Genomic DNA, 17,929 nt, shown 5'->3' with positions numbered 1-17,929 from the left:
CTGAAGCTGTTCATAAGCTTCCTGCACTTTATTGAACTTTTCCTCGCCTCCTTTTTGGTGCGCTTCGTCCATATGTTGTAGCTTGTCTGGGTGGTATTTTTTTACCATTGTTCGGTATGCAGCTTTTATTTCGGCATTGGTTGCAGTTCTATCAATTTCCAAAATTTTGTAGGCGCTGTCTGGATTTTTGAAAAACATTGCTTTTATACTTTCAAAATCGCGGGCATAAACTCCCAGAAATCCGGCAATGCGGTTTATTTCATTAACTTCTGCAGTAGAAACGCTTCCGTCTGCATTGGCTATGCTGAATAAGAAGTGGAGTATTTGCAACCTGCTTTCGTACCGTGTTCTTTGACGAAAATTATTGCAGATTTTTTGAGCTGAAATTTCGTGCTTTTTTATTACTTCATTAAAAACCTTAAAAGTTGCATTGGCGCGCTCCCGTCCATAGGCCTGTACAAAATACTGTCGCACGTAATCCAGCTCGGTTTGACTTACCTGGCCGTCTGCTTTAATTACTAAGGAAGCGAGTGATAACAAATTTAATTCAAAATCTGCAGGCGTAACTTGCTGCGCAGACCCAAATGAAGTTTGAAAGGTTTTGCCTTTTACGCTTAAGTTGTCTAGTAGGCTTCCTATAATAAAACCAGCAATAGCACCCGGAAAGCGGTATATAAAATAGCCTAAAACGGCTAATAACCAACGAATCATAAAAATGTAATTTTTCTTTTTTAGAGCCGACAAAGGTACTCAATAATAAAAACAAATTTCAAGCAGGAAGACTAAAGAAGTTGATGTTACTTAATATGAAGTTTGGAATTTGTTAATTTGGAATTTTTCGTTTATAGAATTAGTATCTTTGCAGTCACATTTTAATACACTTTAAAAATAAATATTATGTACCCACCCGAATTAGTAAAACCAATGCGCGAAGACCTTACCAAAGTAGGTTTTTCCGAACTACATACTGCAGATGACGTTGAAACAGCAATAAAGAATGAAGGAACTACTTTAGTGGTTGTAAATTCTGTTTGTGGTTGTGCAGCAGCAAATGCGCGTCCCGGAGCAGCAATGTCGCTTCAAAACGATAAAAAACCAGACCATTTAGTAACTGTTTTTGCAGGCGTAGATCGCGAGGCTGTAGATGCCGCACGAGCAAACATGGTACCGTTTCCGCCAAGTTCTCCATCAATGGCTTTGTTTAAAAATGGCGAATTAGTACATATGTTAGAGCGCCACCATATTGAAGGCCGCCCAGCGCAAATGATTGCCGAAAACTTAAAAGGTGCATATAACGAATATTGCTAAGTTTTTAAATACGTTTTTATGCAGTTGAGTAAACCGCTCGTTATAGTTGTTGGTATCTTGGCATTGGGAGCTTTGGGTTACAATTTTTACGAAGATCCAAAAGTTTCTTATTTGTTCGGAAAGGAGATAAATGACTGGCTGTACAGGGCATTTTGGATATTAATTGTTGCCCTTTGTGTTTACAATTTTATTCAATTAGATAAAAATACGCTAAAGAACAAATCGAAAAAAAATTCGAAATCGAAACACTGAAGTTCTCAAAAAATAGAAACTGAAATATGCAAATAGAAAAACCGTCTTTTTTAAGGCGGTTTTCTTACTTTTGAACGAGAATGAAAGCACTATTAAAATTTATTAGCTATCCTTTTTCAGTATTGTTTTACCTAGCTTTTGGTTTAACTATATTAGTTTTTCATCCCATACAATGGGTGGCATTTAATTGGTTTGGTTACACTGCTCACAAAAAAACGGTCGATGTTTTTAATTATGCCTTGTTGCGTTGTTTAAATATCGTGGGTACTACTTTTAAGGTTGAAATAAGCGAGAATATACCCAATAACGTTCCAATTATAATAGTTTCGAATCACCAAAGTATGTGGGATATTTCGCCCATAAGTTGGTATTTGCGCAGGTATCATCCCAAATTTATTTCGAAAGTAGAGTTGGGTAAAGGCATTCCATCCATTTCCTTTAATCTGCGTTACGGCGGCTCCATTTTAATTGATAGAAAAAACCCGCGCCAAGCCATTGTTGAAATGGTGAAATTTTCAAAATACCTCCAAGAATTTAAAAGAAGCGGCGTAATTTTTCCCGAAGGAACACGCAGTAAAACAGGTGCGCCCAAACCTTTTAGAAGAACTGGGCTGCAAACCCTGTTTAAAAAAATCCCCCACGGTTATGTGGTACCGGTTACTATAAATAATTCTTGGAAATTACAACGCAATGGTATGTTTCCAATACAAATGGGCGTTCGGTTAGAGATGATTGCCCATCCCGCCATAAAAATTTCAGATTGCGAAGTGGAAACACTTATAGACCAAGTAGAAGAAATTGTAACATCAAAAATCCACGAATAATGGTTGCATTTTCTGCTGAAGAAATTGTTGACAATACCATCGCTTTTGTAAAAAAAGAATTAAAAGGTGCCGAAGGTGGTCACGATTGGTTTCATATTGAAAGGGTTTATAAAAATTCGTTGCTCATTTCAAAAAGTGAAAAAGTAGATAAAACGGTGGTGGCGCTTGGAGCTTTACTTCACGATATAGCCGATTCAAAATTTCACGGTGGCGACGAAAGTGTTGGCCCTAAAAAGGCACGACAATTTCTTGCAACGCAACATGTTTCAGAAGAAATAATAACGCACGTTATAAAAATTATTGAAAATATTTCGTTTAAGGGCGGAAACAAAACGCAGCAATTTCATTCAATAGAATTGGCTGTTGTGCAAGATGCCGATAGGTTGGATGCTTTGGGAGCGGTAGGTGTTGCTCGTGCTTTCAATTACGGCGGATTCAAAAACCGAAAACTCTACGATCCCGAAATAGCACCGAATTTAAATATGACTCCTTCGGAATACAAAGCTTCAAACGCACCTACAATTAATCATTTCTACGAAAAACTTCTTCTTTTAAAGGATCGAATGAATACCGAAAGTGGTAAAAAAATTGCTGCGCAGCGGCATGCGTTTATGGAAAAATTTTTGCATCAATTTTATGCTGAGTGGGAAGGGAAGCACATGTAAGTTTGCCGTTTTTATATTTCTTCAAGAATGTTTCTTGTTTTTTTTGTAGGCTACTTCGCTTAAAACAAATCATTTAATAAGCGATAATTTCATACTATATACAATAATTTCATTAAATTTATTCTTTTAATAGTATAGCAAAGCTAAATAGTCTCCTCACAAAACAAATTATAAACTCCACACTTTGGAGCATTCATAAATTGGATAAAGTTTGGATATTATGGCAGATACTTCACAATCGGTTGTTAAGATTTTCACCTCGTATGCGCACGAAGATGAGGAACTTAAAAACGAAATGGACAAATACCTCAAGGTATTAAAACGTTCTGGCAAAATTGATACTTGGAACGACAGAGCCATTATTGCCAGTCAGGATTGGAATGAAGCCATAATGGACGAATTGCGGAAAGCGAATGTAATTCTACTTTTAATTAGTGTTGATTTTAATGCTTCAGATTTTATTTGGGACAAGGAGTTGGCCGAAGCCATGCGCCGCCACGAAGCGGGAACTGCCTATGTGGTGCCAATTATACTTAGAAACTGTAAATGGACCTCCTTACCTTATGCAAAACTACAGGCATTACCTCGCAATGCCCGTCCAATTTTAGATTATCCAGATCGCGATGCTGCTTTTACTGAAGTGGCAGAAGGAATAGAAAGACTTGTTGACCATATTTTAGCAAAATAAAATGATGCTGGACTAACGATGATTTTATTTGAAATAATACACTAACTACTAACCATTAAAGTAAATATTATGGCAATCAATGAATCAGAACCAACTACAGAAGTTGATGCAATAAACATCTATTTTTTAGCTGCGCCAGAGGACGAACCCCAGTGTATTGCAATAAAAAAATACCTCACCCCCATTGTGAGAAGCTCTAAAAGACCCATTGAAATAGAAAGCGATTTTGATATTCCTCCAGGTCAAGATGTAAAAGAATACAAACAGAAATTGTATGAAGCCGAAATCGTGCTGGCTTTTATAAGTTCAGATTTTATTAATGACGACGAAATTTATGCACGTACCCAAAAGGTAATAGAAAGATACAATAGAGACGAAACTATAATGTTGCCTATTTTAGTGCGAAACTGTATGTGGAAATCTACGCCATTTGTAAATTTAACGCTACTGCCCAAAAACTATCAACCGTTAAACAACAAACAATATTGGAATAGTGAAGACGATGCCTTAACAGCCGTTGTAACCGATATTTATGAAGCTATCAAGAATTTTACCTATGAAAGTCGGTTGGAGATGGAAAGGGCAGAAATGAAAGTTGCCGAAGCCTTGGAAGATGCCGAAATAGAAAATTCGCCGCCAGCACCTGAAAAAGAGAAACCGGTAAAAGCAGCAGCACGTACACAGGTTGAAAAGCCACGAGAAAATAAAAAAGCTCAGCGCGTTAACCAACAAGCACAACAACAAAGGTCCAAGAAAACTGCCAATGCCACTATGCAAGTTGATTGGCGAAAAAAGTATTACAGAAATGTACTGTGGAAGCGGGCTTTAGCATATTATTTAGATAATTTAATTACTGCACTTCCCGCCATGTTTCTGGCAATGATTTTATGGTTTATGGTTTCGGTTTCGCTTTATCCAGACAGCCCCGAAGAAGTTTCAGATACAGAAACAACATTTGTACTGCTATTCAGTATTTTTTTCTATTTTATTATTTGTGCCATTTTCGAATCTTCAAAATATCGCGGCACATTTGGCAAGATGATTTTAAAACTGGAAATTACAGATAGAAACGGAAATAGAATTACCTTCTTTAAAGCCTTTTGGCGAAATATTTTTAGAATGATTACGGCCTATTCATATATGTTGATAATTCCGTTGATTATTCAAATTTTCACATTTAGAAAAACCAAAAAATTATTTCACGATCAATTTTCATCTACGGTTGTAGGTGAAAAAATAAAGCGTTAAAACTAGTTTTATTTTACAGCATAACAGCGCTTACATCAGTGATTACAATAAGCAAGAATGCCGATGTTTTTTACATCGGCATTCCTTATTTAATTTTGAATTGAATTAACTTACTTTTTTACGGGGCTCATTTTATTTTCTTTTAAATGTTCGGCAAAAAAGCCCATCATAGCTTCGTAAAGCGCTAATCTGTTTTCTTCTTTTGCGAATCCGTGGCCCTCGTCATATTTTACCATATACGGAACTTCAACACCTCGCTTTCGCAAACTCTCCACTATCTGATCTGCTTCGTCTATATTTACACGTGGGTCATTTGCACCCTGAACCACGAACAACGGTTTTGTAATTTTATCTACGTGCAAAGCAGGAGAAATTTCGTCCATAATTGCTTTTTCTTCCGGGATATTTGGGTTGTACCAAATTTTGTATAACAACTCCCTGTATTTTTCCCAATAAGGGGGAATGGTATTCATAAAAGTATGTAGGTTGCTCACGCCAACGTAATCTACGCCACAAGCATATTTTTCTGGGGTTTTTGTCATTCCGCGTAAAACTGCGTATCCTCCGTGGCTGCCACCGTAAATTGCTACATTGTTTTTATCTGCCCAGCCTTGAGCTATTGCGTAATCTACTCCATCTTCTACATCGTCCATTGCTTTACGACCTATTTCGCCAAAACCGGCTTTTAAAAATGATTTTCCATACCCACCAGAAACCCTAAAGTTTACGTGTAATGTTGCATAACCACGACTTGCGAACAATTGCGCCTCTGGGTTAAAACCCCAAGTGTCTCTAATACCTTGTGGCCCACCGTGCGGATTTACAATTAACGGCAATCGTTGTCCCTCTTTGTAATTGGCAGGCAACGTAATGTAACCGTGAATTGTAAGACCATCGCGACTTTGAAATTTTATTGGCTTTACAGTAGCCATATCTTCAGCTTTAAGGTGTGGAAGCAATTTGTATAAAAGCGTTACCGTATCTTTTTCCACATCGTATAAATAGTATTCTCCTACAATTTTATCGCTTGTAACGGCAACCATATATTGCGACTCGTCATCCGTTTTTCCTAGAGTGAAAAATTGCTTTTCTCCAAATTTTTTCTGCAAGCGCGAATATATTTTCTTGTAAGTAGTACTTACAGGAACAACCACGGTTTTTTCACCTGTATAGCTAAAATAATCTATTTCGTAATTTCTCTTTCTAGAGAGCGAAACACCCGAAACATCAAAAGTATCATTGTTAAATAGTGTTTTAATTTTTTTATTCGCTTTTAAATCATACAATTGAATTTCAATCTTATCGCCATCTAAATTCGAAATAACATAGGCATCGTCTGGATTTTCGGTTGTTGGATTGAAAGAACTAATTCCAAAAGTATCGCCAAATTCGGTAAGTTTTACACGCTTAAATTCGCCATCAATTTTGTACAATAGCTCTATATTTATACCATCTACAATACGGTTTATTGCACGCAAATTTCCCTTTCTATCAAAATCATAAGAGGCTACTGGTGGGTCGCCTGCTTTTACGGTATATAATTTTGTAACTTCTCCTGTATTAATATTGAGGCGGTATGGCTCTTCCTGTTGCACATTATCCTTGTTCATTTGAACAATAATGTGGTCTTCGTCTTCTTTTAAAGATTCAATAATATTTGCTTTAACCCCTTCATACGGCGTTAACTCTTTTTTATTTTCACCAGTAACATCAACACCGAAAACGTGATGGTTTTCGTTTCCACCTTTATCTTGCATATATAAAATACGGCTGTCATTTGCCCAAAAGTAACCGCGAATAACATCTTCATCTTGCTTTATTAAAAGCGTTTCTTCTTGTGTTTCGGTATTTTTTAAATACAAATCGCGTTCGCCAGTTTCCCTTCTTTTCAAATAACTAATATATTTTCCATCTGGCGACAGTTGGAAAGAGTAGGCTTCGGGTGTTTTAAAGTAATCTGCTACAGAATATTTGTAATTGCCTTTTCCTTTTGCTGCTAGAGCAGCCAATTCTTCATCTGTAGAAGGCAAAGCGGTATTGCCCGGTTTAGTTTTAATTGTTTTCTTCAATGTTAGCGGAAATTTTTGACCCATTTGTTCGTATTCACCTTCTATAAGTTCACCAGAAACAGTACCCGAATAAGAAAGTCCCATTTTTGCCGAAGTAATGGTTACATTTTTATCCTGCAAAACTACAGAATCAAGTTCTATTCCACTTGCTCCTTGAGCAGGAACATCTAAAGTTGCGCTATACCCATCTTCGGTTGGCGTAATGTTAAAAACAAGTTCCATTTGCATTCCCTGAACATCGAGCGTGCCGCTGTAGGAACCATTTAATTCCTGAGCTTGAACCGCTCCAGTGAAAATTAGCATAGTTAATGCGAGTGATAAATTTAATATTTTGTTCATATTTATATGGTTTTGCTTATTAGTTTCAATTATAGTTGAAATGTTACACTTTAAAAATTCTGGAACGCAAATATTATTAACAGAAACAGTTTTTGAAAGAATTCATTTCGCAACGAGTTAAATCTTTCAGTTAATTCCCGGAAAATTACTCAACTGCCAATTAAAATAATTTCATCTGCGGATTTTTTAATTGAAGAAAATGTGAGGCGTCCAACGGCACACGCGTTTTACCTTTCAAATAGCGTTTTTTGGCAATTGCCATTGTATTTTTAATTTGTTCGCTAATAGTTCCTTCTCCTTTTATTCGACGACCCCAATTGCTATCGTTGAGGTTTCCGCCGTGGCATTCGGCTATTTGGTTTAAAATTCTTTCCGCTTTATCGGGGATGGTTTTATAAGCCCAATCCTTAAAAATTTCAGCAATTTGCCCGTTTAAACGCACGATGGTATAACTAACATCATTCGCTCCAAGTTCTGCAACTCTTTTTACCAACGGAAGAATTTCGTGACTGTTTAACGACGGTATAATAGGCGCCATCATTACACGCACGGGAATGCCGTTTTCTGAAAGTACCGCAACTGTTTTCAAGCGTTTCTTAATGCTCGCGGTCCGCGGTTCCAGTAACCTTCGCGTGTCTTCAGATAGCGAAGTGATAGAAATATTTACTGAAATTATATTCAGTTTGGCCATCTCTTTTAAAATGTCGAGATCGCGAAGAATCAACGAATTTTTTGTAATGATTCCAGTTGGATGCTTCCATTTCAACATTACTTTCAAACACTTTCGCGTGATTTCCATCTTGCGTTCCAAAGGCTGGTAGCAATCTGTATTTCCTGAAAAAACGATTGTTTCTCCTTGCCAATTTTTCGAAGTTATTTTTTCTTCCAAAAGCTGCGGCGCATTTTTTTTAAAAAGAATTTTTCGTTCAAAATCTAAACCTGCGCCGTAACCCCAATATTCATGGCTATTGCGGGCGTAGCAATACACGCAACCGTGCTCGCAGCCTTGGTACGGATTTGCCGAATAACCCATCCCCACGTCGGGGCTGTTCACTTTATTTACAAATGTTTTCGGGAAAACTTCAATGTAATTTGTCTTGTTTTTGTCTGCTTCTTCGCCTTCGGCTTCACAGAAATTTAAATATTCGTCCAGCACTTCGTGATTATTTTCAAAAAAACGGTTGTGAATATTTTTCTGTGCCCCTCTCCCTTTTAATGTTGAATCTGACATAATAAGCTCCTCTAAATTATTTTCAAAACTACTATTAAAATTGGAATAATTCCCTGTATTATTTGGAGTATTTCCAATAGTTTGTATTTGGTATAAAAAAAGAGGTCTACGCGAGACCTCTCCTTCTTTTGCAAATAAATTCATATTAAGAAATCTGAATATTTCTTGGAGGTTTTTGTCTTGCCTCTTCTTTTTTAGGAAGGTGAATGCTTAAAATTCCCTCTTTGTACTGGGCTTTAATCTTGCTATCCTCTACCGTTTCAGGCAGGGAAAAACTTCGTTTAAACGAAGAATAACCGAATTCCCTACGGGTGAAATTTTCTTTATTTTCCTCGTTTTTTTCTTCCACTTCGGTAGAAATGGTGAGCAGTTGATTGTCTAAATCAATTTGAAAATCAGATTTCTTCAAACCGGGAGCTGCCATCTCTACATAATATGCATCTGCAGATTCTTTAATATTAACTTTGGGCAGGCTGATGCCTGTATTGAAATTTTGTGAAAACACCGAAGACATTTCCCTATTGAAAATATCATCGATTAAAGAGGTCCAGGGTGAGAGGTTAGAACCGCTATTAGTTGTTCTTGTTAAACCTCCATTTTTAGGAACATTCATTAAAGTGCTCATAACATTTAGATTTAAGTTAAACAATTAATTTAATCTCTATTGAACAAAATAAATGCCAACCCAAATTATGTGTTTTAGAAACTTAAAATTTTAAAATTTCTTAACAAAAAGAACTATTCCTGAATTGCACGATTAAAAAAACCGACATTTTGACATTTTTAAAACTGACTTCTTTTCAGAATTTTGTGATCGTAAATCTATTAATTGGTTATCGCTTTTCTGAAAGCTTTTTCGCCACCAACAACAGGAATTTCAATTGTAGTTTCATCAAGATCAACCGTTAAAATAGTTCCCGGTTTTGGTAATAATGTGAATTTATTGTCGCTTGAAAAAATCATCAATCCTATTTGCTGGCCAGCCGGAATTATTTGATCGTCCGGAATTAAATCGAAAGACATTTCGTAAAATTCGCTTGGTTTTAAAGGTTCGCTTTCAGTAATTGATTTGTAATTCTGCGGGTCTGCCCAACCGCGAGTGATAATATTATCGGTTATTTTTGCATCTGGCGCATTGTTCCAAGGTAAAGAAACCATCCAAACAGAAAGGTTAGCCGCAGGTTTGCTACTCGCCAATTTTATATTCAATTTTGAAAGCCCCGAAAGATGTAAATCTTCTTTTAAAACTGGCGTTACAAATAATAATCTGTGAATGGAATTTTGAAGCTGTGCGAGCGAATCTCCCGAAAAGTGATAGTCATCTCTCAGCATAGCTTGTAGTTGTCTTGTACGCTTCTTTTTAATTGCCAAAACTCCTTCATTTGGTGAGGTAGAATTTAGATGAAGCGTAACCTTTTCAGCATCCGGATTTGGATAATTGGCGTATGCTGTAGGATTGTCATTATCGTCATCTTCCCGAACTATCCACGATTTTGGACCTTTTTCAATTCCGTTATCAATTCCGAAGAGATATTTAGTAAACCATTTATTCATCATCGATAGCGGTGGCGGCCCGCCGTGCCCTTTTTGGTGGTAATAGATTTTTACCGGCAGCCCCATTTCTTCGGCTTTTTTATAAATTCTATAACTGTGCTCGGGCATTACGTTCCAGTCGTTAAACCCGTGTGCCATAAATAGTGCGGCTTTCATCGGTTTCATATCGTTTAAATAATCGCGACCGGCCCAAAATTCATTATAATCGCCCGTTACGCGATCAATGCCGTTTTTAATTTCGTCATCGCGGTATTTTGCGTTGTTGTGCGCGCGTTTAGATTCGTCGCCGCTGTGAATAAAATTGTAAAGCACATCTACATCTTCGCCCAAATATCCGCCCGGCGAACGCACCAAACCATTGGAGCGATAATAGTGATAATATGAAGTATTTGGCGCAATAGGGATAATCGCTTCGAGACCTTCAACGCCCGTAGTTGCAGCCGCCAACGGAATTGTTCCGTTATACGAAGTACCCGTCATTCCCACTTTTCCGGTGGCCCAATATGCTTTAACTTCTTCGTTTCCATCGGGCGTTGTGTAGCCTTTTGCGCGACCGTTTAACCAATCGATTACTGCCTTTGGTGCCAACGATTCGTTATCGCCACCCACAGTTGGAGAGCCTTGAGAAAGCCCCGTTCCCGGCGAAGAAGAATGAACAACTATATAGCCACGCGGCACCCAAGTATGTATTTGAGTGTTAGAAATTATGGGTCGCTCGCCACGTCTTGTTACAGACGGATGAACAATCTCTTTACTTTTTTCACCTAATTCTTGAAATACGTTGTAAAAAGCACCTTCAGTTTCTGGTGCTACTCCTGCAAAATATGGGGATGATTCATAAATAACAGGAAGTTTTAAACCATCCGTTTCGGTTTGTTTTGGTCTTGTAACGTCAACGTGCATGCGGTCTGGCTTGCCGTCGCCATCAGTGTCAAAAGTGGTTTCTACCCATAAATCTGTACGAATCCAGTCTGAAGCATTTACAAAAGCTGGGACAATTTGTGCTTCGCCATCTTTAAACCACGGCTCTGCTTTTTCTTGCGCTATTGAAGAAATGGTCAATAAAAAAGCGGCAAATAATAGGAAGTAAGTTTTCATAATATTTAGAATATAATTTCTGAAAAGAAATCGCTAAAGTTAAGAATCTTACTGAAAGCTATTGGACTTTAATCAAAACTATTTTTAAGAATTAAAACGCCAATTTTACCATCATTGGTTTTTTGTTACTTTCTGCTTGCACTAAAATATCAGATTCATTTAGCAACACACCAAATCGCAACCCGAGATGGGCGTTGTAAATATCTGGATACAAAATCTTCTCATATCTAAATGCGCCCGTTTCGAATATTTTTAAAAGGTATAATCGCGGTCCTTCCTTAAACTCAACTTCGTTATTTTTTAAAATTTTTAAATCGGAAGCTGCATTCACAAAATAATACGAAACATTGTTTTTAGTTGTAGAAGCATATGATAGAAACGGAATATTATTTAGTGACCAAGCACTTTGCTTCTTGTTAATGTTTTTTGCCCAAACTAATTCGCCATCGTTACTTATCCTGCAACTAATAATGTCGTTATAAATTCGATTTGCATTTACATAATCTCCCGAACCATCCATCCAAAATTCTTCAGCATTAAGAATTATATCGCCATTTTCAAGCATAAATGTACTTCTATAGGATAGAAAAGTTTTTAATTTTTCTTTTACCTTCCCATATTTTTCCGTCATAAATTCTTCAGAAAAAGGCTGAAAGGATTCTGAAGATGTTCCCAATGTTTTTGAATCAAAATTAAATCGAACAACGCCGCTATACCCCATATAATTGTCGAAAAAGCCTGTAGTTGAAGGATTGGTGTAAAGACCAACTGCGGCAAGTTTGTTTGCTTTATTTATCAATTGAAGCGATCTAATAATATTGTTACTTTCTATTGAAATTAGCTGTTGTTTTTTTGAATTTGCATCTGCCGAAAAAAGGATAAAATAATAATTGGGCGCATCTTTCTTTTCTAAAATTATATCGCCGTTATTGAAGACTCTTCCTAAAAAATAGACCGAGCCTTCGTTGTCCATTACCATATTAAAATATTGTAATTGCAGGTTTTTAGCGTCAATTTCCTTTAGCGTTAATAGGCTTTCGTATTCATATTCGTAAATTTTTTCAAATTTTTTATTGAATGCAATAACCAACAATGCACTGCCATCTTTTGTTTTGGTGAAAAGATTTAGCGCGAGGTACTCCCCGTTTTCAGATGCTACAATATCGCCGAAATTAAAATTGTGATGCAGATTGTATTCCGGCTCACTGCGAATGCCAAAATGATCGTATTTGTTAAGGCGAGTTCTGTCTAATGTATAGATTTCTTTTTCTACAAAACTGAAATTTTCTTTGGAAGAAGTTAGGGTGGCAAAGGCATATTCTTTCGCTTTATAATTGTATTGAAATTGTAGTAAAACCACTGAATCTTCGGTTAAAAACAAACCTTTTATTTCGTTTCGGTTTACTTCAACTTCCGTCCTTTTCAACAATTTTAAATCTTTGTTGTAGTGCTCAATATAATATCCTTTTGGGTTTGAAACCCTTGAATAGAAATTTCTAACGGTGAAAATGTCGCCATTTGTATCTTCTTTCGCAAAGAGAAGGGTGGTTTTATATTTTTCATCTTTAAAAATTTCACTTGCCGAAATTTTCAGTGAGTCTTGTTGTGCGTGTGCCATTGCACCTAAAAATAGGCAAAGCGAAATAATAATAGTTCTCATAATTTACAATATTACTTAGAAAAAAGCCCTTCGTTTTGTTGAAAGGCTCTTTGTTATTAACACTTAAATTGAATATGTAAAAAAAACACCCTTAAAATGTGAATTACAGAATATTTAATTTTAGAAATTGCTTCTTCGATTTTTTTCTTCCTATAAAAACCATTTCACTACCGTCAATTCCGGTGTGAATACCTTGACTTACAAAGAATGAAACATCTGAAGCTTTATCATCTACAATATTTTTAAAGGAATAATTGCCGTCATTGTCAATTTTTATGGCGTATAGATTTGCTTTTTTCATATTGCCTTGTTTAAACTCAATACGGTCTTTGCTAATCTTTCTTATTTTATCGGAACAATTGATAAAAAGATAGGTGTCATCGCCCAAAACAGTAGATGAAAACGATAAATATTCCATCAATCCTCCCGAAGTAGCCTGGCGTTTATTAATGTTTCTTGCCCACAACAATTCGCCAGCACCGCTTATTTTTACCGAAACGATATCGTTAAAATGATAGACGCTGCGAGTTGTCATTCCACCATTCATGCTAGAACTGGTATGCGTGGTGACATAAAATTCTTCAGCATTTAGTACGATGTCTTCTTTATCGTTGATGATAGCACTTTTAAAGCTGAGGTTTTTTAGCTCTTTATCTTTTACTTTTCCGTACTTGTCTTTTATAAATTCTTCCGAAAAAGGCATATAGCTTTGCTGGGTAATTGCTAGAGTTTCTGGGTCTAAATTAAAGCGGCAAACTCCTTTATAACGATAGTCATTTTTTTCAGAATAAAATCCTGCGCAGCTAATGCTGTTTTTGCCACGTACGGTGAAAAGGGAGCCGATAAAGTTTTCATCGGGTGAAAAGCTCACACTTTTTTCATCGGTAGCTGTAATTTTATGAAGCTCGTAATTGTAGTTTGCTTTGCCTTTCTTTTTTGTTCTTGTAGAATTATTTTCGAAAACTTTCCCCAGTAAATAAATTTCACCAGTTTCATCGTCTACGTCAATGTTTTCGTATTGAAAAAGCTTGTCTTTTATGTCTCTTTTAAATTCTCTTCCAAAAATTGGCTTGAAATTTTTATCAAAAACGTACAGTCGTTGGGTTTGCGATTCTTTGTCTTTTATATCGAAATTTACACAGAAGAAATTCTTTTTAGCCGAAAAGGTTACTTCGCCAAAAGGGTTGGAATCCATTTGGCTAAACCCATTGTTTATAAAAAAGACGCCTATTCCAATGCCGAAGTATTTTTTTACCTCGTCTTCATTTAGTGAAAAAAGTGTTCTTTTCTGAAACTCAAAACTGCTAATCGAACTTTCAAGAATGTTAAAATTAAAAGTATCGGCTTTTTTATCGTGGGCAGTTTCTAAAATAAAAACAGCCCCATTGTTAATCATGAGACCTTTAATTTGGTTGTTATCTATTTCAATTTCGGTTTCGTTTACCTGCTTTAAATTAGCGTCGTAATGGTCTATATAATAGCCTTTGGGTGCGCGTGTAAAACTGTTTACATATTGCCGAATGGTAATAAAACCGCCTTGGCCATCGCTTTCAGAGAAAAGCAAGGAGGTGTTTTTTTTATTGTCTTTAAATATTTCGCTGGTTTTAGATTTTACTGAAATATCTTGGGCATAAATAAAATGCGAGCCTATAAAAAATAGGAGAAGTAGTAATTTTTTCATCTATAGTAAAATTTGGATTTAACGGTAGCCAAAGTACGAAACCAAATGAAATTACAGACAAAAAAATATTATTTTCCTGGAAAATCTGCCTTTCTTTTTTGAAGAAACGCTTGCGTGCCTTCCTTAAAATCCTCAGTACCAAAGCAATTGCCGAATTCTTCAATCTCTACTTCAAAGCCATTTTCGCCATCTTCGTAGTTTGCATTTATAGCATTAATTGCAGAAGCGATTGCAACGGAAGAGTTTTTCATAATTTTTCCCGCAATTTTTTCTGTAAATTCAATTAGGTCATCTGGTGTGGTTACATGGTTTACCAATCCGTATTGAAGCGCTTGGTTGGCATCGATCATTCCGGCGGTCATAATCATTTCCATCGCGCGGCCTTTCCCTACCAATTGCGGCAATCGCTGCGTGCCTCCGTAGCCAGGTATTACGCCCAAAGAAACTTCCGGCAATCCCATTTTCGCACTATCGGCAGCTATTCGAAAGTGTGCTGCCATTGCTAATTCTAGTCCGCCACCCAAAGCAAAACCGTTCACTGCAGCGATAACCGGTGAAGAAAGATTTGCTACAAAATCAAACAATAATTCCTGACCTTTAGCGGCAAGATTTGCGCCTTCTTCTACCGAAAAATCAGCGAATTCACTAATATCGGCGCCAGCAACAAAGGCTTTTTCACCGCTTCCGGTAACAATAATAACTTTAGTTTCTGAAGTGTCATTGGCTTCATCAAAAGCGTTGTGTAATTCTTGGATAGTTTCGCGGTTTAAAGCGTTTAACTTTTTTGGACGGTTAATTGTTATGGTTGTAATGCCATTATTGGTTTCGGAAAGTATGTTTTTGTATTTCATATTAATTAGTTTTTTAAGATAATTTATGCCACTTATTCAAGAATTAATTGTCGGGTCGAGCGCAGTCGAGACCTACGTTGAATAAGAAATTTTCCAGACGTTCTTGAAAAATATTCGTGAAATCGTCGCAACGTCACAAAGCTACTAAAATCCTTAAATCATTGCAGGAAAGAGAACTTTAAAAGTAGTTTTTTCTTCTGTAGATTCTAGCGTAATTGTTCCGCCATAAGTTTCAACTATATTTTTAACCATCCCTAAACCAAGTCCCATCCCGCTACTTTTGGTGGTGAATTGGGGCTCAAAAATAGATTTTCGGTTTTCTTCCGGAACGCCAATACCATTGTCTGAAACAGAAATACTAACCATCGTATTCTCTAATTTTACTACAACGTCGATTCGCGGAGTTTCAGGTTTTTGCTGTTCCACCGATTGTATACTGTTTTTAACCAAATTGGTAACTACTCTAATTAGCTGGGTTCTATCAAAACGTGCTCGAATTTCATCTTCTTCGGAAAAGAAATAGATATAATCTTCATTAAAAATATCTAACGCCAACTTGCTTATTTTAACAACATTTAGCGTTTCGTCTTGTTGGGCGGGCATTTTTGCATAGGTAGAAAAAGCCGATGCAATAGAACTTAAGGTGTCTATTTGTTGAAGCAAGGTGTTCGTGTATTCGGCCATTTTGGTATCAACATCAGGATCGTTGCAATCAAATTTGCGCTGAAAACTCTGCACCGTTAATCGCATAGGTGTAAGCGGATTTTTAATTTCGTGTGCCACTTGTTTTGCCATTTCGCGCCAAGCGGTTTCACGTTCGTTGGCAGCGAGTTGCGCAGCACTATTTTCCAGCTCGTCAATCATTTGGTTGTAGCTGTTTATAAGTACAGCTATTTCCTGTGGCGTATCGCTAATATGAATTTTTTTATTACGTGTATCAAATCGTGTTCCCGAAAGTTTATCGCTTATTTCTTTTAAAGAACGGGTAATATATTTTGAAAGAAAATACGCCATTATAGTGGCAACAAGCAACATGAAAAAGTAAGCTACGCCAAGGCGGTAGAGGTATTCGGTAAGTTCTTTGGTTATAAAACCGTCGTCTTCAATATACGGTAAATTTAGTATTGCAAGTGGTTTAAAATAGCTGTCGGTAATATACGTGTAAGACGATTGATACTTTTGACCGCCTTCTTCAAACTCTTTTATATAACTTTTAGTGGGTGAATTTTGAAGCGCATCTAATGCACTTTTATTCATCTTTGGTGATACAGTGTCTTTAAAAAAGGAAGGTTTTGAAGACTTTAAAAGATTTCCGTTTAGGTCGTACAGAAAAATCTCGAGACTGTGAATATCTTTTATTTCGTAGATTTTATCTTTAAAAATTAGCGGAATTTGTGCAGTTTCAACGGGGTAGGTGGTGGTTTTTAAAACGTAGTTTATGTTTTCGCGAATTGCAGCTTCTTTTCTTAAAAGACGGTCGCGGTGATAATCCTGCGCTTCTTCTCTGTATTGAAAAACGGTAACAATAGCGATAAGTACCGAAGCTCCCAAAACCAAAAGGAAGAGAGAAAGAAAAATACGGGTGCGAAGTGATTTTCTGTAAAAGTACATTTACATTATTTTGAAGAATGAAAGATAGCAATAATCGAACCCAAATAACAAATCACAGAAAAAGGATATTATTTTTCTCGAATTCTTTTATAGATTTTATAACCCATCATTAGCATAATTGCAAAAACGAATATACCTACAGTGCCATAAATCCAATTGACGGCACTTTTTAAGATAACTAGAAATACTACAGCAAACAAAATGAGGGTAGGCACTTCGTTGAAAAGGCGCATATAATTTGACGAATATTTTACTTCGCCACGTTGCAGCTGTTTAAAAATTTGGTGACATTTAAATTGATAAAATATTAAAAGAACAACAAAGCCTAATTTCACTTGCATCCAAGCATCGGCAAGAAAAAACGTGCGCATGCCAAGCACCCAAAGCCCGAAAATAAGGGCCAAAATCATACTTGGCCAGGTAATAATATTCCATAAACGAGAAGCCATAATTTTAAGTTGCTCTCCCAAAATCTCTTTATCGGGAGAAGGTTTTTGTGAGGCTTCAATTTGATAAACAAACAAACGCACAATGTAAAAAAGCCCTGCAAACCAAGTAATTACAAATATGAGGTGTAGCGATTTTAAATAGGGGTAGTATGCTTCCATAAACAGCGCAGGTTTTTAGACTTGGCTGTAAAGATACCTATTTAAAAAAATAAATTAAGATGTCAATTTTTAATAAACTTTTTGGTGATATTACCTTGTGAAGAGTTAATAGTTATAAAATACATTCCACCTTTTAATGCTGAAACATCTATTTTATTTGAAATTAATTTTTCTGATGCAATAACAATTCTTCCATTAATATCCATAATGGAAACGGAATCGAAATTATTGGTTTCAGATTG

The 17,929-nt window shown here is 36.4% G+C and carries 17 protein-coding genes; 6 read left to right on the top strand and 11 right to left on the bottom strand.

Going from position 1 to position 17,929, the window contains the following annotated elements; all coding sequences use genetic code 11:
* A partial coding sequence (locus tag K8089_RS15345; protein WP_237604180.1) for a molecular chaperone DjiA occupies window positions 1–711 on the bottom strand: 711 nt, incomplete at its 3' end.
* Between the two features lie 186 nt (window positions 712–897).
* Between K8089_RS15345 and K8089_RS15340 the strand changes: the two genes are divergently transcribed.
* From K8089_RS15340 to K8089_RS15315, 6 genes are all read left to right on the top strand, one after another.
* Window positions 898–1,308, top strand: a complete 411-nt coding sequence (locus K8089_RS15340; RefSeq protein WP_237604179.1) for a BrxA/BrxB family bacilliredoxin — start codon at window positions 898–900, stop codon at window positions 1,306–1,308.
* An 18-nt stretch (window positions 1,309–1,326) separates the two neighbouring features.
* Window positions 1,327–1,560, top strand: a complete 234-nt coding sequence (locus tag K8089_RS15335) for a hypothetical protein (RefSeq protein WP_237604178.1) — start codon at window positions 1,327–1,329, stop codon at window positions 1,558–1,560.
* 80 nt (window positions 1,561–1,640) lie between these two features.
* Window positions 1,641–2,384, top strand: coding sequence for a lysophospholipid acyltransferase family protein (locus tag K8089_RS15330; protein ID WP_237604177.1), 744 nt, complete (start codon window positions 1,641–1,643; stop codon window positions 2,382–2,384).
* Window positions 2,384–3,049, top strand: coding sequence for an HD domain-containing protein (locus K8089_RS15325; protein WP_237604176.1), 666 nt, complete (start codon window positions 2,384–2,386; stop codon window positions 3,047–3,049). Before K8089_RS15330 ends, K8089_RS15325 begins: the two co-directional genes overlap by 1 nt.
* Before the next feature lie 220 nt (window positions 3,050–3,269).
* Window positions 3,270–3,737, top strand: coding sequence for a toll/interleukin-1 receptor domain-containing protein (locus K8089_RS15320; protein WP_237604175.1), 468 nt, complete (start codon window positions 3,270–3,272; stop codon window positions 3,735–3,737).
* Between the two features lie 69 nt (window positions 3,738–3,806).
* A complete protein-coding gene (locus K8089_RS15315; protein ID WP_237604174.1) occupies window positions 3,807–4,985 on the top strand; it encodes an RDD family protein in 1,179 nt (392 codons plus the stop codon).
* Window positions 4,986–5,095: 110 nt separating this feature from the next.
* Here K8089_RS15315 and K8089_RS15310 read toward each other — a convergent pair whose 3' ends face one another.
* The 10 genes from K8089_RS15310 to K8089_RS15265 all read right to left on the bottom strand — a co-directional run.
* Window positions 5,096–7,393, bottom strand: a complete 2,298-nt coding sequence (locus K8089_RS15310; protein ID WP_237604173.1) for a S9 family peptidase — start codon at window positions 7,391–7,393, stop codon at window positions 5,096–5,098.
* A gap of 160 nt (window positions 7,394–7,553) precedes the next feature.
* Window positions 7,554–8,624 (bottom strand): PA0069 family radical SAM protein, encoded by a 1,071-nt coding sequence (locus tag K8089_RS15305; protein WP_237604172.1) that lies wholly within the window; start codon window positions 8,622–8,624, stop codon window positions 7,554–7,556.
* Window positions 8,625–8,769: 145 nt separating this feature from the next.
* The gene (locus K8089_RS15300) at window positions 8,770–9,249 is read right to left on the bottom strand and encodes an Hsp20/alpha crystallin family protein (RefSeq protein WP_237604171.1); all 480 of its coding nucleotides are present in this window, start codon (window positions 9,247–9,249) and stop codon (window positions 8,770–8,772) included.
* Between the two features lie 200 nt (window positions 9,250–9,449).
* A complete protein-coding gene (locus K8089_RS15295) occupies window positions 9,450–11,276 on the bottom strand; it encodes a Xaa-Pro dipeptidyl-peptidase (RefSeq protein ID WP_237604170.1) in 1,827 nt (608 codons plus the stop codon).
* A gap of 91 nt (window positions 11,277–11,367) precedes the next feature.
* The gene (locus tag K8089_RS15290) at window positions 11,368–12,936 is read right to left on the bottom strand and encodes a hypothetical protein (protein ID WP_237604169.1); all 1,569 of its coding nucleotides are present in this window, start codon (window positions 12,934–12,936) and stop codon (window positions 11,368–11,370) included.
* 103 nt (window positions 12,937–13,039) lie between these two features.
* A complete protein-coding gene (locus tag K8089_RS15285) occupies window positions 13,040–14,617 on the bottom strand; it encodes a hypothetical protein (protein ID WP_237604168.1) in 1,578 nt (525 codons plus the stop codon).
* Window positions 14,618–14,685: 68 nt separating this feature from the next.
* Complete coding sequence (locus K8089_RS15280) at window positions 14,686–15,468, bottom strand: enoyl-CoA hydratase/isomerase family protein (protein ID WP_237604167.1); 783 nt, start codon at window positions 15,466–15,468, stop codon at window positions 14,686–14,688.
* A 153-nt stretch (window positions 15,469–15,621) separates the two neighbouring features.
* The gene (locus K8089_RS15275; protein ID WP_237604166.1) at window positions 15,622–17,079 is read right to left on the bottom strand and encodes a sensor histidine kinase; all 1,458 of its coding nucleotides are present in this window, start codon (window positions 17,077–17,079) and stop codon (window positions 15,622–15,624) included.
* A 68-nt stretch (window positions 17,080–17,147) separates the two neighbouring features.
* Window positions 17,148–17,687, bottom strand: coding sequence for a CopD family protein (locus K8089_RS15270; protein ID WP_237604165.1), 540 nt, complete (start codon window positions 17,685–17,687; stop codon window positions 17,148–17,150).
* 62 nt (window positions 17,688–17,749) lie between these two features.
* The coding region (locus K8089_RS15265) for a T9SS type A sorting domain-containing protein (RefSeq protein WP_237604164.1) at window positions 17,750–17,929 on the bottom strand (180 nt) is incomplete at its 5' end.

Origin of the sequence: Aequorivita vitellina, assembly GCF_022008365.1 — a bacterium.
Classification (GTDB): Bacteria; Bacteroidota; Bacteroidia; order Flavobacteriales; family Flavobacteriaceae; genus Aequorivita; species Aequorivita vitellina.
Note: the sequence above shows the minus strand (reverse complement) of the source record. Positions and strands in the feature narration are given on the sequence as shown.